Annotated in this window: 24 protein-coding genes and 1 pseudogene; 13 read left to right on the top strand and 12 right to left on the bottom strand. The window is 62.1% G+C overall.

Annotated features, from left to right (window positions below; genetic code table 11):
• Nucleotides 1-33: 33 nt before the first annotated feature.
• The gene (gene hldE, locus I6L39_RS08610) at nucleotides 34-1,461 is read right to left on the bottom strand and encodes a bifunctional D-glycero-beta-D-manno-heptose-7-phosphate kinase/D-glycero-beta-D-manno-heptose 1-phosphate adenylyltransferase HldE (protein ID WP_216991554.1); all 1,428 of its coding nucleotides are present in this window, start codon (nucleotides 1,459-1,461) and stop codon (nucleotides 34-36) included.
• Nucleotides 1,462-1,725: 264 nt separating this feature from the next.
• On the opposite strand from hldE, the gene lpxL reads away from it, so the two are divergent.
• On the top strand, nucleotides 1,726-2,649 hold the full coding sequence (gene lpxL, locus I6L39_RS08605) for an LpxL/LpxP family Kdo(2)-lipid IV(A) lauroyl/palmitoleoyl acyltransferase (protein WP_216991553.1): 924 nt from the start codon (nucleotides 1,726-1,728) through the stop codon (nucleotides 2,647-2,649).
• Nucleotides 2,650-2,902: 253 nt separating this feature from the next.
• Here lpxL and I6L39_RS08600 read toward each other — a convergent pair whose 3' ends face one another.
• The 3 genes from I6L39_RS08600 to I6L39_RS08590 all read right to left on the bottom strand — a co-directional run bounded on the left by I6L39_RS08600 (nucleotide 2,903) and on the right by I6L39_RS08590 (nucleotide 6,676).
• Entirely contained in the window at nucleotides 2,903-4,882 is a 1,980-nt protein-coding gene (locus I6L39_RS08600; RefSeq protein WP_216991772.1) for a bifunctional 2',3'-cyclic-nucleotide 2'-phosphodiesterase/3'-nucleotidase, read from the bottom strand.
• Between the two features lie 127 nt (nucleotides 4,883-5,009).
• Nucleotides 5,010-5,630: an L-lysine exporter gene (lysE, locus tag I6L39_RS08595; RefSeq protein WP_216991552.1), complete on the bottom strand. Its 621-nt coding sequence runs from the start codon at nucleotides 5,628-5,630 to the stop codon at nucleotides 5,010-5,012.
• Nucleotides 5,631-5,893: 263 nt separating this feature from the next.
• Nucleotides 5,894-6,676: a LuxR family transcriptional regulator gene (locus tag I6L39_RS08590; protein ID WP_042078448.1), complete on the bottom strand. Its 783-nt coding sequence runs from the start codon at nucleotides 6,674-6,676 to the stop codon at nucleotides 5,894-5,896.
• 63 nt (nucleotides 6,677-6,739) lie between these two features.
• Here I6L39_RS08590 and I6L39_RS08585 point away from each other — a divergent pair.
• A pseudogene (locus I6L39_RS08585) lies at nucleotides 6,740-6,898 on the top strand (acyl-homoserine-lactone synthase); the annotation flags it as partial.
• Nucleotides 6,899-7,613: 715 nt separating this feature from the next.
• Here I6L39_RS08585 and I6L39_RS08580 read toward each other — a convergent pair.
• The 8 genes from I6L39_RS08580 to zapE form a co-directional block, all read right to left on the bottom strand.
• A complete protein-coding gene (locus tag I6L39_RS08580; RefSeq protein ID WP_042078449.1) occupies nucleotides 7,614-8,045 on the bottom strand; it encodes a ClpXP protease specificity-enhancing factor in 432 nt (143 codons plus the stop codon).
• Entirely contained in the window at nucleotides 8,042-8,671 is a 630-nt protein-coding gene (gene sspA, locus I6L39_RS08575; protein ID WP_039040485.1) for a stringent starvation protein SspA, read from the bottom strand. The genes I6L39_RS08580 and sspA overlap by 4 nt, the downstream gene beginning before the upstream one ends.
• Nucleotides 8,672-8,758: 87 nt before the next feature.
• Nucleotides 8,759-9,493 (bottom strand): cytochrome c1, encoded by a 735-nt coding sequence (locus I6L39_RS08570; protein WP_042078451.1) that lies wholly within the window; start codon nucleotides 9,491-9,493, stop codon nucleotides 8,759-8,761.
• Nucleotides 9,490-10,707, bottom strand: coding sequence for a cytochrome bc complex cytochrome b subunit (locus tag I6L39_RS08565; protein ID WP_042078452.1), 1,218 nt, complete (start codon nucleotides 10,705-10,707; stop codon nucleotides 9,490-9,492). The genes I6L39_RS08570 and I6L39_RS08565 overlap by 4 nt, the downstream gene beginning before the upstream one ends.
• A gap of 2 nt (nucleotides 10,708-10,709) precedes the next feature.
• Entirely contained in the window at nucleotides 10,710-11,300 is a 591-nt protein-coding gene (petA, locus tag I6L39_RS08560; RefSeq protein ID WP_209794238.1) for a ubiquinol-cytochrome c reductase iron-sulfur subunit, read from the bottom strand.
• 298 nt (nucleotides 11,301-11,598) lie between these two features.
• Nucleotides 11,599-11,991, bottom strand: a complete 393-nt coding sequence (rpsI, locus tag I6L39_RS08555) for a 30S ribosomal protein S9 (protein WP_005336286.1) — start codon at nucleotides 11,989-11,991, stop codon at nucleotides 11,599-11,601.
• A gap of 14 nt (nucleotides 11,992-12,005) precedes the next feature.
• Nucleotides 12,006-12,434: a 50S ribosomal protein L13 gene (gene rplM, locus I6L39_RS08550; RefSeq protein WP_005336289.1), complete on the bottom strand. Its 429-nt coding sequence runs from the start codon at nucleotides 12,432-12,434 to the stop codon at nucleotides 12,006-12,008.
• 266 nt (nucleotides 12,435-12,700) lie between these two features.
• The gene (gene zapE / locus I6L39_RS08545; RefSeq protein ID WP_216991551.1) at nucleotides 12,701-13,795 is read right to left on the bottom strand and encodes a cell division protein ZapE; all 1,095 of its coding nucleotides are present in this window, start codon (nucleotides 13,793-13,795) and stop codon (nucleotides 12,701-12,703) included.
• Between the two features lie 139 nt (nucleotides 13,796-13,934).
• Between zapE and I6L39_RS08540 the strand changes: the two genes are divergently transcribed.
• The 11 genes from I6L39_RS08540 to I6L39_RS08490 all read left to right on the top strand — a co-directional run bounded on the left by I6L39_RS08540 (nucleotide 13,935) and on the right by I6L39_RS08490 (nucleotide 22,813).
• Nucleotides 13,935-14,315 (top strand): YhcB family protein, encoded by a 381-nt coding sequence (locus I6L39_RS08540; RefSeq protein ID WP_216991550.1) that lies wholly within the window; start codon nucleotides 13,935-13,937, stop codon nucleotides 14,313-14,315.
• Nucleotides 14,316-14,396: 81 nt separating this feature from the next.
• Entirely contained in the window at nucleotides 14,397-15,755 is a 1,359-nt protein-coding gene (locus tag I6L39_RS08535; protein ID WP_216991549.1) for a Do family serine endopeptidase, read from the top strand.
• Nucleotides 15,756-15,844: 89 nt separating this feature from the next.
• Nucleotides 15,845-16,972, top strand: a complete 1,128-nt coding sequence (gene degS / locus I6L39_RS08530) for an outer membrane-stress sensor serine endopeptidase DegS (protein ID WP_042078460.1) — start codon at nucleotides 15,845-15,847, stop codon at nucleotides 16,970-16,972.
• A 309-nt stretch (nucleotides 16,973-17,281) separates the two neighbouring features.
• The gene (locus I6L39_RS08525) at nucleotides 17,282-17,644 is read left to right on the top strand and encodes a transcriptional regulator (protein ID WP_216991548.1); all 363 of its coding nucleotides are present in this window, start codon (nucleotides 17,282-17,284) and stop codon (nucleotides 17,642-17,644) included.
• Complete coding sequence (locus tag I6L39_RS08520) at nucleotides 17,645-18,010, top strand: glycine-rich SFCGS family protein (protein ID WP_216991547.1); 366 nt, start codon at nucleotides 17,645-17,647, stop codon at nucleotides 18,008-18,010.
• Nucleotides 18,010-18,306 (top strand): DUF4312 family protein, encoded by a 297-nt coding sequence (locus tag I6L39_RS08515; protein WP_216991546.1) that lies wholly within the window; start codon nucleotides 18,010-18,012, stop codon nucleotides 18,304-18,306. Before I6L39_RS08520 ends, I6L39_RS08515 begins: the two co-directional genes overlap by 1 nt.
• A gap of 40 nt (nucleotides 18,307-18,346) precedes the next feature.
• Nucleotides 18,347-19,123 carry a DUF4311 domain-containing protein gene (locus tag I6L39_RS08510; RefSeq protein ID WP_216991545.1) on the top strand — a complete coding sequence of 259 codons (777 nt, stop codon included), beginning with the start codon at nucleotides 18,347-18,349 and terminating at the stop codon, nucleotides 19,121-19,123.
• A gap of 11 nt (nucleotides 19,124-19,134) precedes the next feature.
• On the top strand, nucleotides 19,135-19,785 hold the full coding sequence (locus I6L39_RS08505) for a DUF4310 family protein (RefSeq protein ID WP_042074435.1): 651 nt from the start codon (nucleotides 19,135-19,137) through the stop codon (nucleotides 19,783-19,785).
• 49 nt (nucleotides 19,786-19,834) lie between these two features.
• On the top strand, nucleotides 19,835-20,974 hold the full coding sequence (locus tag I6L39_RS08500; RefSeq protein ID WP_216991544.1) for an amidohydrolase/deacetylase family metallohydrolase: 1,140 nt from the start codon (nucleotides 19,835-19,837) through the stop codon (nucleotides 20,972-20,974).
• Nucleotides 20,958-22,073 (top strand): DgaE family pyridoxal phosphate-dependent ammonia lyase, encoded by a 1,116-nt coding sequence (locus I6L39_RS08495; RefSeq protein WP_216991543.1) that lies wholly within the window; start codon nucleotides 20,958-20,960, stop codon nucleotides 22,071-22,073. The genes I6L39_RS08500 and I6L39_RS08495 overlap by 17 nt, the downstream gene beginning before the upstream one ends.
• Nucleotides 22,073-22,813 (top strand): KDGP aldolase family protein, encoded by a 741-nt coding sequence (locus I6L39_RS08490; RefSeq protein WP_216991542.1) that lies wholly within the window; start codon nucleotides 22,073-22,075, stop codon nucleotides 22,811-22,813. Before I6L39_RS08495 ends, I6L39_RS08490 begins: the two co-directional genes overlap by 1 nt.
• Nucleotides 22,814-22,902 lie beyond the last annotated feature (89 nt).

Genomic DNA, 22,902 nt, shown 5'->3' with positions numbered 1-22,902 from the left:
AAATGGCGAATACAATAGCCTAATAGGATGGGTTTAGCCGCGCTCGCGGATGGTCTTGATGATGTCGCTGGTGGAGCAGCCGTCCTCGAAGTTCAGCACCCGCACCTCGCCGCCGTTGGCGGTCACCTCGGCGTAACCGGCGATCTCTTCGGGCTTGTAGTCGCCACCCTTGACCAGCAGGTCCGGCAGGATCTCGGCGATCAGGCGCTGGGGAGTGTCCTCGGAGAAGGGAACCACCCAGTCCACGGCGCCCAGGGCCGCCAGCACCGTCATGCGGCGTTCGGTCGGATTCACCGGGCGACCCGGCCCCTTGAGGCGGCGCACGGACTCGTCGGTGTTGACCGCCACGATCAGGCGATCCCCCAGCTTGCCGGCATTGGCCAGATAGGAGACATGGCCCGCGTGCAGGATGTCGAAGCAGCCGTTGGTCATCACCACCTTCTCGCCCCGCAGGCGGGCGGCCTGCACGGCCACCTTGAGCTGGGCCTCGGACATGACGCCAAAGCCGGTCTCCTGCTCGGTGTAGAGCGCATTGGCCAGCTCCACCGGGCTGACGGTGGAAGTCCCCAGCTTGCCGACGACGATGCCGGCGGCGGTGTTGGCCAGGGCGCAGGCCTCGTCCAGGCTCATGCCTGCGGCCAGGGAGGTCGCCAGGGTGGAGATGACGGTGTCACCGGCACCGGTCACGTCATAGACCTCGTGGGCCTGGGCCGGCAGGTGCAGCTCGGGCTGGCCTTCGCGGATCAGGGTCATGCCGTTCTCGGAGCGGGTCACCAGCAGGGCGTCCAGCTCGAAGCGCTTGACCAGATCCAGTCCCTTGGCGACCAGATCCTCCTCCCCCTTCACCTTGCCCACCACGGCCTCGAACTCGGACATGTTGGGGGTCAGCAGGGTGGCACCGCGGTACTTCTCGAAGTCGGTCCCCTTGGGATCCACCAGCACGGGAATGCCGGCGACGCGGGCGCGGCGGATCATGCCCGGCACGTCGTTCAGGGCGCCCTTGCCGTAGTCGGAGAGGATCATCACGTCCGCCTCGGGCAGCGCCTGCTCCACCTTGCCCATCAGCAGGCTGGCGTTCACGTCGTGGAAGGCCTCCTCGAAGTCGAGGCGCAGCAGCTGCTGGTTGCGGGAGAGCACCCGCAGCTTGGTGATGGTCGGGTAGTCGGTCAGGCGAACGAAATCACAGGCCACCTTGACCCCCGCCATCTGGCCGGCCAGGGCATCGGCGGCCTCATCCTGGCCGGTCAGCCCCAGCAGCACGGCCTGGGCCCCCAGGGCCGCCGAGTTCAGGGCCACGTTGGCGGCGCCACCCGGACGTTCCTCTATGTGTTCGACCTTGACCACGGGCACCGGTGCCTCGGGGGAGATGCGGCCGGTGGGGCCGTGCCAGTAGCGATCCAACATGACATCGCCAACGACCAGAACGCGGGCTTTTTCAAACTCGGGCAGGGTGATCTTCATCTGTATCGGCTCTCAAAACCTGAAAATTTCAGCGGGCGATTTTATCACACTCTTTTCCCCGGCGTGAAAAAAGCGCGGCCCCGCCCACCGCCACCCGCCCCTGCCGACCCCTCTGACCAGGCGACGCTGATTCGCACCCGCCCCTGTTTTTCGGATAGAATCCCCAGATTGCGAGTGGCGCCATCCGCACGGCCAGGCACGAGCACGGCTCGTCCCCGTTCGGCTGGACTCCCCTATTTTGCGTTTGTGAACAAGAGACTCTTCATGGCCCAAGAACATGCTCCCCGCCTCGAACCCCGTCTGTTCCATCCCCGTTACTGGGGCAGCTGGTTCGGCCTCGGCCTGCTCTGGCTGCTGGTGTTGCTGCCCTGGCGCAGCCAGATGTGGCTGGGCCGCCAGCTCGGGACCCTGGCCCGCAAGGTGCTGAAATCCCGCGTCAAGATAGCGCGCCGCAACCTGGAGCTGGCCATGCCGGAGCTGAGCCGGGATGAGCGCGAGGCCCTGCTGGTGCAAAACTTCGAGAGCGTGGGCTGCGCCATCTTCGAGGTGGGGATCGCCTGGTTCTGGCCGGACTGGCGGATGCGCCGCCTGATGACGGTGGAAGGGGAAGAGCACGTCATCCGCGCCGTGGAGCAGGGCCAGGGCATGCTGCTGCTCTCCTGCCACTTCCTCACCCTGGAACTCAACGCGCGCTGCTTCGGCCTGGTGCGGCCCGGGGTCGGCGTCTATCGCCCCAACACCAACCCTGTGCTGGAGTACGCCCAGTACCACGGCCGCTGCGCCTCCAACAAATACCTGGTAGACCGCATGGACGTGAAGGGCATGATCAAGGCGCTGCGTAACGGCGATGCCCTCTGGTACGCGCCGGATCACGACTACGGCAGCCATGCCAGCGTCTTCGTGCCCTACTTCGCGGTCGAGCAGGCCGCCACCATCACGGGGACCGCCACCCTGGCGCGGGTCAAGAACACCGTCACCCTGCCCTGCTACAACATCCGCACCAAAGAGGGCTACACCCTGCATATAGGGGCGCCGCTGGAAGGCTACCCGAGCGGCGACGATCTGGCCGACGCCAGCCGCGCCAACCGCGAGATCGAGGCCGCCGTGCGCAAGGCCCCGGAGCAGTACATGTGGCTGCACCGCCGCTTCAAGACCCGTCCCAGCCCGGAAGATCCCAGTTACTACTGATAGAGGCATTCACCGCTGCTTCAAGACTCGCTTCGACCCGGAGGATGCCGGTTACTACTGGGAGACATTCATCACCTACCCAAGACCCGCTTCGGCCCGGAGGATGCCGGTTACTACTGGGAGACATTCATCACCTCCCCAAGACCCGCTTCGACCCGGAGGATCCGGGCTGCTGCCGATGGGATTGAGCTACCGGCCCCAATGAGAAAGCCCTCGCACTGCGAGGGCTTTTTGTTATCTGCCCGAGCCGGCCTTACTGGCGGATCAGGCGGTAGATGGCGTAGCCGGGGTGCTTGGCATCGTCCATCGGCAGGGTGGACTGGTACGCCAGATCCGCCCCCGCCAGGGCCTTGGCCTCGTCCGTCGGAGAGGAGTAGAGTCGCACGTCCACGTTGGCGGGCAGCGCCTTCATGTGCCAGTTGTTGTTGGCCGCCGGGCTGAAGCCGGCCGGGTTATCCGCAGACTGGGCCTTCAGGTACTGGGCGATGATCTCCCGCGTCTCGGAGGGGTCTTCGTGGACTATGTTGCTGCCGTCTATGCCCGGGAAGTGGCCACCGCCGCTGGCGCGGTAGTTGTTGGTCACCACGTAGAACTTCTGGGCCGGATCGACGGGCTGGCCGTTGAAGGTGAGGTTGCTGATGCGCTGGCCGTCGCTCACCTTGGTCCCGTCCTTGCCGTAGCGGGCCGGCTGGGTGATGTCCACCTCGTAGCTCACCCCGTCGATGACGTCGAAGTTGTAGGTGGGGAAGTTCTCGTTCACCAGCCACTGCACCTCTGTCTTGCTGGTGTCGATCCGGTTGAACTGGCCGGCACTCATCTCCAGCCACTCCTTGACGGTGGCCCCGTTCACCTCGACCACCTGCAGGGTGTTCGGATAGATGTAGAGGTCGGAGACGTTGCGCAGGGAGATGTCACCCTGGGCCACGTAGGTGAAGTCGTTGATGCCGTTGCGACCACCGCGGAAGGGGGCCGCCACCGACAGGATCGGATACGGCTCCTTGAGCAGGCCGTCTTTTTGCAACTGCTCGGCGTGGCGGCGCTGGGCATCGCTCACCAGCTGGACCGAGGGGTCGTCCTGCACCAGGGCGAAGAAGCTGTGGATGGGAGAGGTGATCTTACCGAGGGGCTCGTCCAGCCACTGGTTGGTGGCGTCGTGGTCCGCCTGCACCAGGTCCACCACCCGCTGATCCACGGCGCTGCCCTCGCTGGAGTCGATCTTGCGCAGGCTGGCCTGACTCTGTTTCACCTGCCACTGGCCGTCCACCTGCTCCAGCTTGAGGTCTATGATGCCGAGGTGGTTGCCCCAGTAGCCGGGCATCACGGTCGGGATGCCGCCGAGGGTGCCCGCCTGGTTGTCCACCTCCGGCAGGTCCGGGAAGTCCCCGGGGAAGTTCTTGTGGGCGTGGCCCAGCATCAGGGCATCCACCCCCTTCACCTTGGCCAGGTGCCAGGCAGAGTTCTCCATCATGGCCTCGTAGCTGCTGGCATTGATGCCGGTATGGGCCACCACCACCACCACGTCGGCACCCTTGGCGCGCAGCTCGGGCACATAGTGGTTGGCGGTCTCGACCATATCGGCCACCACCACCTTGCCCTCCAGATGGCGCTTGTCCCACTGCAGCACCTGGGGCGGGGTCAGGCCCAGGATGCCCACCTTGACGGTCTGCAGCTGGCCCTTGTCATCGGTCACCTGGCGATCCAGCAGCAGGTAGGGGGTGAACTTGTTGCCGCTCCAGTCTACTTGCCCCTTCGCATCGCGCTTGAAGGCGGCCGCCTCGAACACGTTGGCGTTCACATAGGGGAACTCGGCCCCCGCCAGCACCTTGCCGAGGTAATCCAGACCGTAGTTGAACTCGTGGTTGCCCAGGTTGCCGGCGTCATAGTCCAGCTCGTTCATCGCCTTGAACACCGGGTGGGCCTGCTTCTCCAGGTAGCCGGCGCCGGACTGCTCGAAGATGTAGTCCGCCAGCGGCGTGCCCTGGATCAGGTCGCCGTTGTCGAGCAGCAGGTTGTTGGGGTTCTCGGCGCGGGCGGCGCGGATCAGCAGGGCGGTGCGGGAGAGGCCAAACTTGCGGTCCTCCTTGTCCTGGTAGTAGTCATACCCCAGCACGTTGGAGTGGATGTCGGAGGTCTGGATCAGACGCAGGGAGACAGTCCCCGGCTGTGCCTTGCTGTCGTTTTCGTTGCTGCAGGCAGACAGCAGCACTATGGTGGCGATGGCCCCCAGCTTCATGGTGTTTTTCACTGTATTTTCCCTTTTATTATGAGTAACGCTTTACCAGCGCCGGGAATTTAACAGACGAATATGTCAGCATATGAAGCCGGGACTCATTTTTATGAAGCGCGGCACAAAAATAGCCTTATGAGGCCATCAGTGCCCCGCTGGCCAGCTTGACCGCCAGCACCAGCATGATGAGACCAACAACAAGATCAATGGCTTGCTGTACCCGCCCCCGAGAAAGCCAGGGGGAAAGCGCCGCCGCCCCGAACGCCAATCCGTAAAACCAGACCAGGGAGGCCAGCATGGCCCCAGCCGCGAAGGCGGGCCGCAGATCCTCGGCAAACTGGCTGCCGAAGGAGCCGAGCAGCATCAGGGTATCCAGATAGACGTGGGGGTTGAGCAGGGTCACCCCGAGCGTCATGGCCAATACCCCCTTGACCCCCATCAGCTGGGGGGAATCCGCCAGGGCAGCCCCCTGCCCGCGCCAGGCACTGCGCAGGGAGCGCATACCGAACCAGCCGAGGAAGAGCACGCCGCCCCAGGTCAGCAGCGCCAGCCCCACTGGACTGGCCGCCAGCAGGTTGGCACCGCCGAACACACCTATGCCGATCAGCACGAGATCGCACAGGCAGCAGAGGGTCGCTGTCAGCAGGTGGTGGTTGCGGTGAATGCCCCGACTCAGCACGAAGGCATTCTGGGCCCCGATGGGGATGATCATGGCGAGGCCGAGGGTGAAGCCTTGCAGGGTGGTGGCAAACATGGGATGCGTTCCTGTGAAAGAGTTGGACGCACTATAAGGGGGTGCAGGCAATCAGAGAAATTCATTCATTTTCTGATGCATTCATAAAACTGATGATATTCGCGCCGAAACCACACAAAGAAGGTTGTCAATTGCAGGATCTGACAATTGTGGGGCCCCGGTCACCACCCCGAGAATCGGCGGGATGAGGGAGCGGCGCAGGACAGCGGGCGATGGCGACAGGGGAGATGCCGGGCGACGGAGCAATGCCGCCCGGTCGAGGCTCACTGCAGCAGCTTGGGGAAGTTGGTGACCACCACCTGCTCCAGGTTCGGCAGCAATATGCCGCTGCTCACCCCCTTGGCGATGGCCTGATAGCGGTTCATCGACCCCGTCTTGCGGGTCACCTGATTGAGGTGGTAGTTCACGGTACGCTCCGTGATCCCGAGGATGCAGGCGATCTCGCCCGAGGTCTTCCCCTCGCTGGCCCAGAACAGGCACTCGGTCTCCCGCTCGGTCAGTGCCTCCTGGGGATCATCCTCCCTCATGCTGCTGCGCACCACCCTGATCGCCGCCTCGAAGATGTAACTGGACATCCAGGAGAGGATGGGCGAGGACTCCAGCATCAGATCGCTCGACGCCCTCTCCCGGGTGATGAACGACAGTATGCCGTTCTCCCCCGCCGCCCCATGCAACGGGAACGAAATGCCGTTGCGCAGCCCGAACTCCGCCGCCAGCCCCATCACGTCCATGCTCCCCTCTTGCAGGAAGCGCGCCTTCTCGTCCAGCCGGTTCCAGTAGATGGGCAGGGTCTGCCTGCGGGCAAGCTGGATGATGGGATCGCAGGCCAGCATGTTGTTCACCGTGTAGGCCTGCACCCAGGAGTCGGGGCACTGGTTGAACAGCACCACCTTGGGCCTCTGCATCGACATGGGCAGGATGAGCGCAAACCTATAGTAGTCGTAGCCCATTCCCAGGGTGAAGCGGCCGATCAGCTCTGCCAGCCGGTTGCCATCGGTCACCAGGGTGAAATGTTCCAGATACTCAAGCAGTTGGTCGCGTGTCATAGGCTAGCCCCCCTGGCCAAGGCCTTGGATTATAGCGCCTAACCATGAAATGGAGAGACATGAATGCTTGTTTTCAAAGGAAAACTGAGAGAACACCCCAGATGGGAGGTCGAAAACGAGCTTTATCGCTTTCGCAAGCACGTCTTCTCCGATCGACTCGGTTGGGATGTGGAATCCCACCGGGGGCTGGAGCAGGACAGTTTCGATAAACCCGATACCAACCAAACTCAGATTGAGGCCAGACGGGGTGTGAACGGGGTTGAGCCAATACCGGTGAAACTCATCAGTCGACGACTCAGCACAACACCTTGGCGTGGGCACCGATCTGTCTGCCTGCTCGCTAATCCGCTCAGCCAGGGAGCCGCAGGTTCGCTCTGGGCTGACAGGAGCGGTTGGGTAACCTGGGGCGAATCGAAGCTTGCATGCATCAGGATGTCGGGGATCAGCTTGAAACCCCAGACTCCCGATGGCAGCATGATGTCAGATTCGAGCAGCATCGTGGCTCTGGTTGCCAGTCAGTACTCACCCAGCAATGCAGGTGGCCTGCTGCTCAGGCGCCTGACACCGGCATAGCGCATGCTGGAGGTCCTCACAGCTCGCCTGAACATCTCGAGAGTTGTTTTGTTGCCGATGGCGAGGAGGCGGACATATCGTGGAGCGATCAACGCTACTCAACGGCCAAAACAGGGGCTTGCAGGCGAACCAAGGGGAGCCGCAGTCGGCTTCCATCGCAATAGGCTGGTGGATACTAGGTCATGCGAGCTGCACGGGGGGACTGGCACTTGAAGAGGGGTTGCACTGGACATCCCAACGAGATGGAAGCCGTGTTTGCCAACGCCAAAGAGTGTGATATTTCCCTGCGTGACAGAAAAGCAGCCAGCAGACATAGCCTACCGGGCTGCGCATCACATTAACGCAGCCATGAGGCTGCGTTTTTTTATTTGATGACTTTCAAAGTCGGGCGACCCGAGGGGCGCGGCGGCTCGGGGTCCGGCTCGGGCTGTGTCTGGGTTTCCGCCTGCTCCAGCCAGAGATCGTAGCCAGGCTCGGGCGGGAACAGGGTCCCGACACCGTTCTCCCGGGCGTGGATGGCCAGCACGGCCGCCATCGGGATGTAGACCTGCTGCGACACGCCACCGAAACGGGCGCTGAAGCTGACTGCGTCATTATCCATGTGGAACTGGCCAACGGCCCGAGGCGCAATGTTCAGGACGATCTGGCCATCCTGAACGAACTGCATCGGCACCATCACATGGGGGATGTTCGCATTGACCACCAGGTGAGGGGTCAGGTCGTTATCCAGCAACCAGTCGAAAAACGCCCGCAACAGATACGGGCGACTGGGGGTCATCGTCGGTTCCATGCTCATACGCCGGCGCGGATCTCGCGCTCGGCTTCGGTCAGGGAAGCCTGGAAGGATTCGCGCTCGAACAGGCGCACCATGTAGGCCTTCAGCTCCTTGGCGCCACGACCGGTGAAGTCGATACCCAAGCTCGGCAGACGCCACAGCAGCGGAGCCATGTAGCAGTCCACCAGACCGAACTCCTCGCTCATGAAGTAGGGCATCTCGCCGAAGATGGGGGCGATGGCCAGCAGGTTGTCACGCAGCTCGGCGCGGGCGGCTTCGGTATCCGTGCCCGCCATGATCTTGTCGGCCAGGGAGTACCAGTCCAGCTCGATGCGGTGCATCATCAGACGGCTGTTGCCGCGCGCCACCGGATAGACAGGCATCAGGGGCGGGTGCGGGAAACGCTCGTCCAGGTACTCCATGATGATGCGCGAGGTGTACAGAGCCAGCTCGCGATCCACCAGGGTCGGCACAGTGTTGTACGGGTTCAGCTCGGCCAACTCGTCCGGCAGGTTGGCAGGATCCACCTGGCAGATATCCACGCTAACACCCTTCTCCGCCAGGACAATGCGCACCTGATGGCTGAACATATCGTTGGCACCGGAAAACAGCGTCATTACCGAACGCTTATTGGCAGCTACAGCCATTGAACCCTCCCGTCATTAAAAAGCAGAAACGGCAATGAAGCATGTCTGTCTTCATTGCCGTGCGTCATATTACTCCGATCTGGTCGCTTAGTGAACGTCGCGCCAGAATTCCTTCTTCAACAGCACAGTGAAGATGAAGAAGATAGCGATGAAACCGAGCACCCAGAAGCCCATGCGTTCGCGCTCCTGCTGCACCGGCTCAGCCGAGTAGACCAAGAAGTTTACCAGATCCAGTACCGTCTGATCATATTCTTCGTTGTTCATTTCACCGTTGCCGTCAGATTTGATGCTGACAACCTGCTGGACATCGACGCCATCGACTTTGTGGGTCGTGAATTCGGCGCGGGGCGTCCCCTGCAGCGGCTCCAGTACGTGAGGCATGCCCACGGACGGGAAGACGGCGTTGTTCACTCCGAACGGTCGGGTCTCGTCCACGTAGAAGGAACGCAGATAGGTATACACCCAGTCAGCGCCCCGCACCCTGGCGACCAGGGTCAGGTCGGGGGGCGGCGCACCGAACCACTTGGCCGCATCCTTCTCGGACATGGCGCTCTTCATCAGGTCGCCAATCTTGGCGCCGGTGAAGATCAGGTTCTCCTTCATCAGCTCTTCCGGAATGCCGATGTCGGCGGCCACCCGGTTGTAACGCTGATACTGGGTGGAGTGGCAACCGGCACAGTAGTTCATGAAGGTGGCGGCGCCCCGTTGCAGGGATGCCTTGTCGCTCAGGTCGTACTCCGCCTTGTCGAGGGGGAAGCCGCTGCCCGCGGCCAACACCAGACCGGGCAGAAGGGCCAGCACTGCAAAAATTATTCTTTTCATTTGAATGTCACCCTCTCCGGCAGCGGCTTGGTGCGCTCATTCTTGCTGTAGAAGAACAACAGGACGAAGAACCCGAAATAACCCAGAGTACAGATTTGGGCGATCAGGGTCAGCGTCGGGGTCGATGGCAACACCCCCAGCACACCCAGAATGATGAAGCAGACCACGAACTGGGCAATGTTCAGCTTATGCAGGGTGCTGCGATAGCGTACCGAACGCACCTTGCAGCGATCCAGCCAGGGCAGCAGGAACAGCACGACGATGGAGAGCCCCATCATGACGACCCCCAGCAGCTTGTCCGGCACCGCCCGCAGGATGGCGTAGAAGGGAGTGAAGTACCATACCGGGGCGATGTGCGCCGGGGTCTTCAGCCCGTTCGCCACCTCGAAGTTCGGCTTCTCGAGGAAGTAACCCCACATGTCCGGCTTGAAGAAGATGATGGCGCAGAAGAAGAACAGGAAACCGGCCACACCGATCATGTCCTTGACGGTGAAGTAGGGGTGGAATGCCACCGCATCCAGCGGCCAGCCGTTCTCGTCCTTGTGCTTCTTGATGTCGATGCCGTCCGGGTTGTTGGAACCCACTTCGTGCAGCGCCAGGATGTGCATGGCCACCAGCATCACCAGCACCAGCGGCAGTGCGATCACGTGCAGCGCGAAGAAGCGGTTCAGGGTAGCGCCCGAGATGACGTAGTCACCGCGGATCCACAGGGTCAGATCGTCACCGATGACCGGAATGGCACCGAACAGCGAGATGATGACCTGGGCCCCCCAGAACGACATCTGGCCCCAGGGCAGCAGATAGCCCATGAAGGCTTCTGCCATCAGCACCAGGAAGATCAGCATGCCGAAGATCCACAGCAGCTCGCGCGGCTTCTGGTAGGAGCCGTAGATCATGCCGCGGAACATGTGCAGATAGACCACCACAAAGAACGCGGAGGCGCCGGTGGAATGCATGTAGCGCAGCAGCCAGCCGTAATCCACATCCCGCATGATGTACTCGACGGAGGCGAAGGCCCCCTCTGCCGACGGGTTGTAGTTCATGGTGAGCCAGATGCCCGTGATGATCTGGTTGACCAGCACCAGCATGGCGAGGGAACCGAAGAAGTACCAGAAGTTCAGGTTCTTGGGAGCCGGATACTTGGCCATGTGATCGTTGTACATGGCCGTGAGCGGGAAACGATCGTCAATCCAGCCCATGAGTTTGGCAAACATGGTCAGGCCTCCTTGCCATCGGCACCCACCAGAATGGTGGTGTCGCTAAGAAATTGGTATGGCGGAATGACCAGGTTCAGCGGTGCGGGCACGCCCTGGAACACCCGACCGGCCATATCGAACTTGGAACCATGGCACGGGCAGAAGAAGCCGGAGGTCACCCCTTGCACCTGCTCGCCGAAGCTGTCCGGCAGGTAGGAGGGGGAACAGCCCAGATGAGTACAGATGCCCACGGCAACGAAGATCTCGGGCTTGATGGATCTGTAGCCGTTGTGGGCATAGTCCGGCTGCTGTGGTTCGTCCGAAGATGGGTCTCGCAACTGACCATCGTGGGCAGCCAGGGCATCCAAGGTCTGCTTGGTGCGCTTCACCACCCAGACCGGCTTGCCGCGCCATTCGACGCGGATCAGCTGACCCGGCTCCAACTTGCTGATATCCACCTCTACCGGTGCGCCCGCCGCTTTGGCTTTGGCGCTCGGATTCCATGACTTTATAAACGGCACTGCGGTAAAAGCAGCTCCTACTCCGCCAACGGCAACCGTTGACCAGGTAAGAAATCTGCGGCGACCGGTATCAACTGGCGCATTGCTCATCCAAAAACTCTCCCATGTGGACTCCGCTCATTCTTATAGTGTCCCCGTTTCCTATCTCCTCTCCCTGACAACTGCGGCGGAAGCGGAGTGGCAATTGACACAGAAAGACCATGGAAATTTTAAAGAAAAGATAACAATTTGACAAGAAAGGGAAGCGAGGGGCAAAAACAATAAATACACAAATTTTTGTCTTTTGTGACGTATGCTTAGCATTGACGTATGTAAGATTACCAATAAAAAAAGCCTGGCACGTGGCCAGGCTTTTTTGACACTCGTGAGAGTGCGTACCAAAAGCGGATTAACGCTTGGAGTACTGCGGACGCTTACGCGCTTTGTGCAGACCGACTTTCTTACGCTCAACCTTACGGGCATCGCGAGTAACAAAGCCTGCTTTACGCAGTTCGGAACGCAGGGTCTCGTCGTACTGCATCAGAGCACGAGTGATACCGTGGCGGATCGCACCAGCTTGACCGGAGATGCCACCACCGTTAACGGTGATGTACAGATCCAGTTTCTCGGTCATCTCGACCAGTTCCAGCGGCTGACGAACTACCATGCGGGCAGTCGGACGGCCGAAGTATTGCTCCAGGGAGCGCTGGTTGATTACGATTTTACCGCTACCCGCTTTGATGAAGACGCGAGCAGTGGAGCTTTTGCGACGGCCGGTACCGTAGTATTGATTTTCTGCCATGTTGCCAGTTCCCGTTAGATATCCAGTACTTGAGGTTGCTGAGCAGCATGAGCGTGCTCTGCGCCTGCGTAAACTTTCAGCTTACGGAACATGGCACGGCCCAGCGGGCCCTTCGGCAGCATGCCCTTGACGGCAGCTTCGATTACCATTTCCGGCTTGCGCTGAATCAGCTTGTCAAAGCTGATGGACTTGATACCACCCGGGAAACCGGAGTGAGCGTGGTACATTTTGTCGGTAAATTTCTTACCGGTTACGTGTACCTTCTCGGCGTTTACAACGATGATGTAGTCACCGGTGTCAACGTGCGGAGTGTACTCGGCTTTGTGCTTACCACGCAGACGAGCAGCGATCTCGGTTGCGATACGACCCAGAGTTTTACCTTCTGCGTCCACAATGTACCAGTCACGTTTTACGGTTTCTGGCTTGGCAACGAAAGTTTTCATTAAGTTAAACCCAATTACCTGTTACAGACCCAATTGCTTATGGGGGCTCTCCCACAAACAACAAACGATGGCCTACCTGTACCCCTTCGAATACAAGTAAAGCTTAAAGTGTTGCTGTCTTATCGACAGCTGTAACGTGGGCCGGGCGATTATAAGTGAAGTTGCCTTAAATATCACCTGCTAATTTCACTGCCATGAAACCAGCAAATGTCGCCCGGCCCTACCTGCCGCAGATGCCCATCCGACTGGCAGGCGCGGTATTGTGACTAAGGAAGGTGCACTCTGGCAAGGTATTCGTGCGATTGCATCTCCTGGAGCCGTGAAAGGCAACGCTTGAATTCGAAATTCAGCAGGCCGTTGCCATAGAGCGCCTGCATGGGCACCGCCGCCGACAAGATGAGCTTGACGTGCCGCTCATAGAACTCGTCCACCATGGCGATGAAGCGGCGGGCGGCATCGTCCGTCCCCGAGCCCATGGGCTGTACATTGGCCAGCAGGACGGTGTGAAACTCCCGGGCCAGTTCGATGTAATCTCCCTGGGAGCGGGGGGTGCAGCAGAGCTGCTCAAACTCCATGTAGAGCACCCCCTCCCCCATCCCCAACGCGCTCAGCTGGCGGTGATTGACCTCCAGCGTGGTGGGGCTCGCCTGAGGCAACCCGGTCAGTTGCCCAAAATAGCGGTCGAGGTTGCACCTGGCCTGCTCGTCCAGCGGAAAGTGATAGATCTCCGCCTGCTCCAAGGTGCGCAGACGGTAGTCGATGCCCCCATCCACATTGAGTACCTCGCAGTGGCGCTCGATGAGCGCGATGGCCGGCAGGAAACGGGCCCGCTGCAGGCCGTTTCGATACAGATCCTGCGGCGGTATGTTCGACGTGGCCACCAGCACCACGCCGTGCCCGAACAGCGCCTGGAACAAGGTGCCCAGCAGCATGGCATCCGTGATGTCTGAAACGAAGAACTCGTCGAAACAGATGACATCTGTCTCGTCGGCCAGCTTGCAGGCGATCAGCTTGAGTGGATCGGCCTGCCCGGTCAGCCCCTTGAGCTCGTCATGCACCCTGTGCATGAAACGGTGGAAGTGGATGCGCAACTTGCGCTCTCCCGGCAGACTCTCAAAAAAAGTATCCATCAGCCAGGTCTTGCCTCTGCCCACACCGCCCCACATATATAACCCCTGGATGGGGTCGCGGGTCTTCGGCTTTTGCAGCCAGCCCAGCAGGCCGCGGGATCTGGTCGGAGTCGGGCTGGCACACAGATCCTGATAGAGTCGCTCCAGGCGGGCCACGGCCATGGCCTGAGCCGGGTCGGCCACAAAGCCGGGACGCTGCAAATCCTGCTGATATTTTTGCTGCGGGGTCATCCTGTAAACCGCCTCCAAGTCCCTGAATGAGGGACAAAATGGTATCACGCTCTCGGGGGGCACGGTATAGTGCCAACGAGGCGTTGCGGTCAATCCGACCGCTTCAAATTCATCGATTTAGCTGTAACAAGGAGCTTCTATGACTCTGCTTAACGGGATCCTGCTGGCGGTTGCCGCCCTGATCATCGGCGTCTTGATCGGCCGTTTCACTGTCCGCAGCCGGGATGCCGGACGCCTGGAACAGGAGCTGAAAAAGGCTCACAAGGAGCTGGAGAGCTATCAGGGCCAGATCACCACCCACTTCGCCGACAGCGCCGCCCTGATGGAGCAACTGGCCGAACAGTACCAGACCCTCTATCGCCACATGGCCGAACAGAGCAAGTTCCTGGCCAAGGCGCAGGAGCCGCTGTTCCGTGAAGCCCAGGTGGAAGAGACAAGCGACGCCTCTACCGGTGAAGAGCCGGGCCAGCCCCCCCGCGATTACGCGGGTGCCTCCGGTCTGCTCAAGCAGCCAGGCTAGTCTCTGGTGGAACTAATTACGCCTTATCGTGGTCAGACCTTGACGATTGCACTGCAACTTTTTCTGGGAGCTGTTTCTCATATGCGTAAACCTCTTTCTGTATTCAGTGTCTTAGCCCTCAGTGTCGGTATCGCCCTGTCCGCAGCACCGGCACAAGCCGCCCTGCCCCTGTCGGCGAACAGCCAGGAGATGCCGAGCCTGGCCCCCGTCCTCGAGCAGGTGACCCCTGCCGTGGTCAACATCTCCGTCTCTGGCAAGAAGATCACCCGCCAGCGTCTGCCGGAACAGTTCCGCTTCTTCTTCGGCCCCAACATGCCTGACGAGCAGGTGAGCGAGCAGCCGTTCCAGGCGCTGGGCTCCGGCGTCATCATCGATGCCAAGAAGGGCTACGTGATCACCAACGCCCACGTGGTCCACGAGGCGGACGAGATCAAGGTCAATCTGAAAGACGGTCGCGAATACGCGGCCAAGAAGATCGGCGAGGACAAGCAGTCGGACATCGCCCTGCTGCAGATCAAGGCCGAGGATCTGGTGCAGATCAAGTTTGCCGACTCCGACGAGCTGAGGGTGGGTGACTACGCCCTGGCCATCGGCAACCCGTTCGGCCTGGGCCAGACCGTCACCTCCGGCATCGTCAGCGCCCTGGGACGCAGCGGCCTCAACATCGAGAACCTGGAGAACTTCATCCAGACCGATGCGGCCATCAACTCGGGCAACTCCGGTGGCGCCCTGCTCAACCTGCGCGGCGAGCTGATCGGCATCAACACCGCCATCCTGGGCCCGAACGGCGGCAACATCGGCATCGGCTTCGCCATCCCGTCCAACATGGTGCGCGACCTGTCCGAGCAGATCGTGAAGTATGGTGAAGTGCGCCGCGGCCAGCTGGGGATCACCGGCACCGAGCTCACCAGCGAGATCGCCAAGACCTTCGGCTACAACAAGAAGGACGGCGCCTTCGTCAACCAGGTCATGCCCGACTCCGCCGCCGCCAAGGCGGGTATCAAGGCGGGCGACATCATCATCAGCATCGACGGCAAGCCCATCCGCTCCTTCGGTGAGCTGCGCGCCAAGATCGCCACCATGGGGGCCGACAAGCAGGTCGCCCTCGGCCTCATCCGCGACGGCAAGGAGCAGACCGTCAAGGTCACCCTGAAGAAGGCCGATGACAGCGAGATCCTCGCCAGCGCCCTGCACCCGGCACTGGAAGGGGCCAAGCTAAGCACCACCACGGAGCCGGTGACCGGCGTGGCCGTGGCCGACATCGATCCGCGCTCCCCTGCGGCCGCCTCCGGCCTGCAGAAGGGCGACATCATCATCGGGGTCAACCGCCTGCGCATCAACTCCATGGGTGAACTGACCAAGGCACTGAAGAACAAGCCGGACGTGCTGGCGCTGAACATCCAGCGCGGCGACTCCTCCCTCTATTTGGTGATCCGTTAAGTCCCTCACACCCGCGGCAACCGCCGCGGGTGATTTTTATCCACCGATGATGTTATTCTCTGCGCGCAGCGTGTACGGACGAGAATGACATGAAAATCCCACCTTTGATCAGTTACTTGGGCAAGTCTGTCGGCTTTGGCCTCACCGTGGCTGCACTCCTGTTGCTGTTGTTTCCCAGTTTTCGCGGCGGCGCTCCCCTGCCGGGCCTCATCACCAATGCCCGCGAGTTGAGCTTCTCCTACGCCGCCCATAGGGCCGGCCCGGCCGTCGTCAACATCTACACCCGCAGCTTCGCCGGCAATCGCGGTGAAAAAGCTGAACTCAGGCCCCAGGGGCTGGGCTCCGGCGTCATCATGAACCAGCGCGGCCACGTGCTCACCAACTATCACGTCATCGCCGACGCGGATCAGATCATTGTCGCCCTGCAGGATGGGCGAGTATTCAGCGCCGAGCTGGTCGGCACCGATCAGCTGACCGACCTGGCGGTGCTCTACATCGAATCGGACAACCTGCCGGTGATCCCGCAGGATCCGGAGCGTCTGCCCGACGTGGGGGACGTAGTGCTCGCCATCGGCAACCCCTACAACGTCGGCCAGACCATCACCCAGGGAATCATCAGTGCCACCGGCCGCATCGGCCTTTCCAGCATGGGGCCGGACAGCAACGGCCGGCAGGATCTGCTGCAGACCGACGCCGCCATCAACGAGGGCAACTCGGGGGGGGCTCTGGTCAATGCCCGCGGCGACCTGGTGGGCATCAACACCGCCGCCTACCACCTCAACGGCAACCAGGAGAGCTACGGCATCAGCTTCGCCATTCCCTACAAGCTGGCCAAGCGCATCATGGACGAGCTGATCGCCAACGGCCGGGTGATCCGAGGCTACCTCGGCATCTCCAGCGTCGAGATCAACCCCATAGTGGCGCGCATGCTGAACCTCGGAGATCTGCAGGGCCTGGTGGTGGAGAGCCTGGATCCCAACGGTCCCGCCACCAAGGCCGGCCTCAGGCGCGGAGACGTGCTGCTCAAGATCAACGGCGAGGCCATCACGGGCGTACGTCCCGTCATGGACAAGATCGTCGAGAGCCGCCCCGGCACCAGGCTCATCATCTCGGTGATCCGCAATGGCAAGCCGTTGGACGTCGAAGTCGTCATCGAAGAGGATCTGCGCTACCAGAATCAGAACCTGCCGACCAGCGGCGCCGTCCCCGCCACCTGACCGACACACCTTCGCAGGGCCCGAGAGGGCCCTTTCTTGTATCTGCAGCCCTCCGGCTCCCGCTTGTTCGTGAGATGACTCACGGTTTTCACCGATGCGGCCTCGGGGAGCGGAACCGCCAAAACGCGACTCCGATCACGCCCCACCGTCCCCTGATCCCCCCTTTTCCCCCTCTTGACCACAGAAATGGCCTCTCCCGACGCCGTTTCCTCCGGATTTCCATTTCGAATCGGAAAAACCCTGCCTCCTCTCCGCCGCCCCCCCGCCTTAAGGTGCTCCCATCCTTTCTGCCAGCCTGGAGAGCAGACCTTGAATACCGACACCCATGACGCCCCCCTGACCCCGGACAGCCCGGCGCTGCTGCGCAAGACCGATCTCACCCTGGCCCGCATCCACAACCTGCTGGCGGATCAGGGCATACGCCCCAACGAGGTACAGCAGCAGATGCTGGCTTCCCACGTCAAGGCCATGGTGTGGCGCTCCCATAGCGGGGAATCCCTGCCGGAGGTCGACCTCAGCCTGTTCGAGGAGATCTCACCGCTCTCCCTGCGGTTGGCGGAGCAGGTCGTCAGCTGGCTGGAGCGACTCGCCTACGAGGAGGCGCACCTGTTGTCCGTCCATTTCGAAGTTGCCAAAGAAAATGAGCTCAGCTCAGTCAAAGGAGAAAGCTAAATGACAGCCATCAAACTCGTGATTGGAGATCGTCTCGGCAAGGGTCAGAAAGTGGGAGCGGGCGCAGAAGCCGCCGGCGCTACCGTGACCGTCATCCCCGGCATGGCCGCCGACATGAAGCTCGGTGACGTGATGAACAGGGAGCAGGCCGACCTTGGCATCTCCTTCTGCGGCAGCGGCGGCGCCGGTGCCATCACGGCCCAGACCAAGTACGGCTACAAGTGCCGCTACGGCATGCGCTCCATCGAGGAGGGCGTCACCGCCATCAACGAGGGGTGCGTGGTGCTGGGTTTCGGCTTCATGGACAAGGAAGAGCTGGGCCAGAAGCTGGTCGAGGCCTTCGCCAAGAAACACGGACGCGCCTGATGAAAGAGCAGTTCACCACCCGGGTCACCGTCAACGGCAAGGGGGCGACCCGCCAGCAGGCGTTCGCCGCCGCCCTCAGCCAGGTGCAACCCAGCCTGCTCAAGGAGAGCCCCAAGGTGATGCTGCGCATCGAACCGATTGAGGTCGAGGTGCTCGAGGCCGAGGAATCGGTACGGGTGGAGAAGTTTCTGTTCTTCTTCCTGCCACGCCAGCGCCGCGAGTTCCGGGTCCGGCTGGCGATCACCGTCAAGGTCACCAGTCTGGATGCCGAGCAAGTGGTGTTCACCCTGGTGTGACGCCGCCCGCGGGTACCACCCCACAAGAAGGATACGTTGGATGTTTCTAATCATATTTATCAAGTCACTCATCATCGGCGGCCTGGTAGGCGTCGGGGTGGGGGCCGGCGCGGCACGGATGTTCCACGCGCCGACCGTACAGGGCATGGGAGCCTTCCGTACCCTGGGTGAGCTCAACTCCTGTGAAGGGGATCCCGCCTCCCACTTCTCGTTCGGTCTGGGCTTCTTCTTCAACGCCTGGGCCTCCACGGTCGCGGCCGGCGCCTTCACCCAGGACGTGGATCACCGCATCCTGCCGAACTGGGGCGCGGCGGCCCTGATGATCAAGAACCGGGATCTCGCCACCACCCTGCACGACCCCAGGAAGATGGCCATCGCCTGCGGCATCATTGGCGCCATCGTGGTCGCCTTCCTCAACAGCACGGCCGCCGCCGTCCCCGCCGCCCTGCAGGTCACCGCGGTCAAGGTGCTGGTGCCGGCCGCCAACCTGCTGGTCAACACCGTCATGCCGGTGATCTTCTGGCTGGCCGCCATCGAGGCGGGCAAGAAGTCCGGCTTCTGGGCCACCATCTTCGGCGGTCTGGCCCAGCTCATCATGGGCAACGCCGTACCGGGTCTGGTGCTCGGCATCCTGATCGGCAAGGGTGTCGAAGAGAGCGGCTGGAACCACGTCACCCGCGTCATGATGAGCGCCATCGTGCTGCTGTTCGTGCTGAGCGGTTTCTTCCGCGGCTTCGACATGAAACTGATCGAGTCCTTCCACCTGGGGATCCCCCTGTGGCTGGAGAACGTCCACAACCTGCTGAGCGGCAAATAAGGGATCACACCATGGATGAGAAACTGAGAAACAACTTCTGGTATGCCGACTGGTCCTTCCCCATCTTCGTCGGCCTGCTCTCTTCCGGCGTCTTCGCCGGTACCCATATGTTCTACCTCTACGGGGTCGGTGCCTTCAACGAGGTGGCCTTCGTTGCCATGCTCAAGGCCGGGATGGACACCGGCGCCTACGGTGCGGTCGCCGCCTTTGGCGCCAGCTTCCTGTTCGCCCGCATCATAGAGGGCTCCCTGGTGGGGATCCTGGACATCGGCGGCGCCATCCAGACCGGGGTCGGCCTTGGCGTGCCCGCCCTGCTGCTGGGGGCAGGCATCGTCTATCCGGTGGAAAACTTCACCGCCTCCCTGATCACCGGCATGGGGATTGGTCTGGCCATCGGTTACGTGATCATCCTGGCGCGCAAGTTCACCATCAACCAGAGCGACTCCACCTACGGGGCGGACGTCATGATGGGGGCCGGCAACAGCTCGGGCCGCTTCCTCGGCCCTCTGATCATCCTCTCCGCCATGGGGGCCTCCATCCCCATCGGCATCGGATCCCTGCTGGGCGCCCTGGTGTTCTACCTCTGGGAGAAGCCCATCACGGGTGGCGCCATCCTGGGAGCCATGCTGTTCGGCACCTTCTTCCCCATCGCCCTGGCATAAGCCCGGAATCACCGCCGCCCCTCGGGGCGGCCTTGTCGAGGCCATCAGCATGTACGACATGATCATCAGGGCGGGACGCCTGGGAAACGGGCAACTCGTCGACATCGCCATCCTGGACGGAAGGATAGCGGCCCTGGGTGCGCTGCCAGAGACCACGGAGGCGAAGCAAACCCTCACTCTGGCCGGACAGGTGCATGTGAGCGCCGGCTGGATCGACGGCCACACCCACTGCTATCCCGCCTCCCCCATCTATTGCGATGAACCGGACAAGGTGGGGGTGGCGTCCGGCGTCACCACCGTCATCGACGCCGGCAGCACGGGCGCCGACGACGTGGACGACTTCCAGCGCATAGCCGCCACCTGCAAGACCCGGGTCCACGCCCTGCTCAACATCTCCCGCATCGGCCTGCTGCGCCAGAACGAGCTGGCCGACAGCCGGGACCTCGACATGGATCTCGCCTCGGCGGCCATTGCCCGCCACCCCGGCTTCATCGTCGGCATCAAGGCACGCATGAGCGGCAGCGTGGTGGGCGAGAACGGTCTGCAACCCCTGCGCATGGCCAAGCAGATCCAGCAGGCCAACGGCAACCTGCCGCTCATGGTGCACGTGGGCAACACGCCGCCGGATCTGGACGAGATCGTCGCCCTGCTGGGGGACGGCGATCTGCTGACCCACTGCTTCAACGGCAAGCCGAATCGCATCCTGACTCCGGCGGGCGAGCTGCGCCAGGCGGTGCGCGAAGCGATGCGGCGTGGACTCTTGCTCGACATCGGCCACGGCGGCGCCAGCTTCAGCTTCGAGGTGGCGGAAGCGGCCATTCGGCAGGGGATCCTGCCCCACACCATCAGCTCCGACATCTACTGCAAGAACCGCATCAAGGGGCCCGTCTACAGCCTGGCCCACGTGATGTCGAAATTTCTCGCCATCGGCATGAGCCTGGAGCAGGTGCTCGCCTGCGTCACCCACCAGGCCGCCGACGCCCTGCGCCTGTCCGGCAAGGGGCGACTCGAGGTGGGCGCCGATGCCGATCTGACCCTGTTCGAGGTGATGAACGGCCCCACCCTCTTTACCGATACCGAAGCCGGCGCCCGCAGTGGCGATCGGCAACTGATGCCCCTCGCCGCCCTGGTCGGTGGCGAACTGGTTCTGACTCACTATGGGAAATCACACCATGCCTTCCGTGTATGAGAAATACCGGCTCAAACCGGTGATCAACGCCTCCGGGCGCATGACCATTCTCGGCGTATCCACCCCCGAGCAGGAGGTGGTCGAGGCGGTCAACTTCGGCCTCGGCCACTACTTCGAGGTCAAAGACTTGATCAACAAGACCGGCGCCTACCTGGCCGACCTGCTGGGCGTTGAAGATGCGGTGGTGGTCTCCTGCGCCAGCGCCGGCATCGCCCAGTCGGTGGCCGCGGTGATAGTGCGCGGCGACCCCTACCGCCTCGAGCAGTTGCACGCCCATGCCCACAATGTGCCGAGCGACATCGTGCTGCCCAAGGGACACAACGTGAACTTCGGTGCCCCCGTCGGCACCATGGTCAACCTGGGTGGCGGCAAGGTGGTGGAGGCCGGCTACGCCAACGAGTGCTCTGCCGCCCAGCTGGCCGCCGCCATCAATGCCAGTACCGCCGCCATCCTCTACATCAAGTCCCACCACTGCGTGCAAAAGAGCATTCTGTCGGTGGCCGAGGCGGCCGAGGTGGCCAGGGCCCACGGGATCCCGCTCATCGTCGATGCGGCGGCCGAGGAAGATCTGCGTCTCTACTACAACCAGGGAGCGGATCTGGTCATCTACAGCGGCGCCAAGGCCATCGAAGGGCCCACCAGCGGGCTGGTGCTCGGCAAGCGCCAGTATGTGGAGTGGGTCAAGCAGCAGGCCAACGGCATCGGCCGTGCCATGAAGGTGGGCAAGGAGGGGATCCTCGGCCTCACCCACGCCATCGAGCGCTACCTGGCCAAGGAGAAGGAGAGCGGCGCCGCCATGGTCGCCAAGATGACCCCCTTCATCGAGCGCCTCAACCAGTTGCCCGGCATCAGCGCCAAGGTAGTGTGGGACAGCGCGGGGCGCGACATCGCCCGCACCGATATCGCCTTCGACCACCAGCAGATCGGCATGACCACGGTGGAAGTGGTCTCCCGCCTGCAGCAGGGCACGCCTGCCATCTACTGCCGTGGCTACAAGGCCAACGAGGGGCACATCGAGATAGACGTGCGCAGCGTCACCCAGCCCCAGCTCAACCAGATCCATGCCGCCATCGCCCACCTCGTTCAGGAGAACAACTGATGTCTTTGACTCCCAATTACTACCGCGATCGGGTCTGCCTCAACGTGCTGGCCGGCTCCCGACAAAATGCCGTCGACATTTATGAGGCTGCCGAGGGCCACGTGCTGGTCGGTGTGCTCTCCAAAAACTACCCGGATGTGTCCTCCGCGGTGGCCGACATGCAGGCTTACGCCAGGCTTATCGACAACGCCCTCTCCATCGGGCTGGGGGCAGGCGATCCGCGCCAGTCCGCCATGGTGGCCGAGCTGGCTCGCCAGCTGCAACCCCAGCACGTCAACCAGGTGTTCACCGGGGTCGGCGCCAGCCGGGCACTGCTCGGCCAGTCTGACACCCTCGTCAATGGCCTTGTCTCCCCCAGCGGCACCCCGGGGATGGTGAAGATCTCCACCGGCCCCCTCAGTGCCCAGCAGCCGGACGGGATAGTTCCTATCGACACCGCCATCGCCCTGCTCAAGGACATGGGCGGCAGCTCGGTCAAGTTCTTCCCCATGGGCGGGCTGGCCTGCCGCGCCGAGTATCAGGCGGTGGCCGAGGCCTGCGCTCGCCACGGCTTCTGGCTGGAGCCCACCGGCGGCATCGATCTCGACAACTTCCAGGAGATAGTGCGGATTGCGCTGGATGCCGGGGTCGAGAAGGTGATCCCCCACATCTACAGCTCCATCATCGACAGCGAGAGCGGTCAGACCCGTCCCGAGGACGTGCGTACCCTGCTGGCCACGATGAAAGGACTGCTGGCATAGCGACGCCCTCAGGCACCGGTCCGATCACTGGGCGGTGCCTGGCTTGTCAATGACCCCCTTGTTAACATCGATTTTTCATTCCGCGACAG

Origin of the sequence: Aeromonas sp. FDAARGOS 1409, assembly GCF_019048705.1 — a bacterium.
Lineage (GTDB): Bacteria > Pseudomonadota > Gammaproteobacteria > Enterobacterales > Aeromonadaceae > Aeromonas > Aeromonas sanarellii.
The sequence above is the reverse complement of the archived record's forward strand: the minus strand, read 5'-3'. Positions and strand labels throughout refer to the sequence as shown.